The 982-nt window shown below is 69.5% G+C and carries 1 protein-coding gene; it reads right to left on the bottom strand.

The window, feature by feature from the left end; genetic code table 11:
- Positions 1-982 (bottom strand): polyketide synthase dehydratase domain-containing protein (locus ACP4IX_RS36250; protein WP_426558910.1); only part of this gene is annotated, 982 nt, incomplete at both ends.

The following is a 982-nucleotide window of genomic DNA, read 5'->3' as shown; positions in this document are numbered from 1 at the left end:
CACCGGTGCCCGGGACCTCCCCGGCAAACTCCACATCGGACCACTGCGGCGCGAGCACCACCGAGTCCTGCGGCCCGGCGCCCAGGGCGCCTTCCTCCATCGGGCGAACGACCAATGCAGCTATGGACAACACCGACGCGCCCGTGGTGTCGGCCACCGCTATGGCGACCTGGTCGGAGCCGGTACGAGTCACACACACCCGGGCCCGGGTCGCCCCCGAAGCCCGCAGGACGACGTCGGTGAACATGAAGGGCAACCGTGTGGTCTGCGTCGAGCCCAGCCCGGCGAACATCGAGGTTTGCAGCACGGCGTCCAGCAGCGCGGGGTGTATCCCGAACGCTCCGGCCTGCGCCCACTGCGCCTCCGGCAGCTCGACCTCGGCCCACACCCGCTCGCCCTGCGTCCAGGCCTTCGTCAGCCCCTGGAACACCGGCCCATAGACGATGCCGAAGTCCTCACCCGTGTCGTAGAGACCCGAGGTGTCCACAAGCGTCGCGTCCGCGGGCAGCCACGACGACCCCAGCGCGTCAAAAACGCCGTCGTCCGCGACGCCGGTCTGACGGCTACCGCTGCCGGCCAGCACACCAGTGGCGTGTTTCGTCCAGGACTCACCGCCGTCCGGGCAGGCATGGATCTCCACCGTCCAGCCCTGCCCCTGCTCGGTGAGGTGGACCTGCACCTGGCAACCACCCTGCTCCGGGATAACCAGCGGCGCCTCCAGAACCAGCTCAGCCAGCCGGTCACAGCCCACCGCGTCACCAGCCCGAACCGCCAGCTCAACAAACCCCGTACCAGGGAAAACAACCTTCCCCTGCACCCGGTGATCCGCCAGCCAGGGATGCGAGCGAAGCGACAGCCTCCCGGTCAAAAGCATCCCACCCGAACCGGGCAGGGCCACCATCGCACCCAGCAGCGGGTGTTCAGCCGACACCAGACCCGCCCCGGCCACATCGCCTGCCGCTGTCGGGAGGTCGGGCCAGTA

This window comes from Streptomyces sp. WG5 (genome assembly GCF_049974565.1).
Classification (GTDB): domain Bacteria; phylum Actinomycetota; class Actinomycetes; order Streptomycetales; family Streptomycetaceae; genus Streptomyces.
This window is presented reverse-complemented; position numbering and strand designations above follow the sequence as displayed.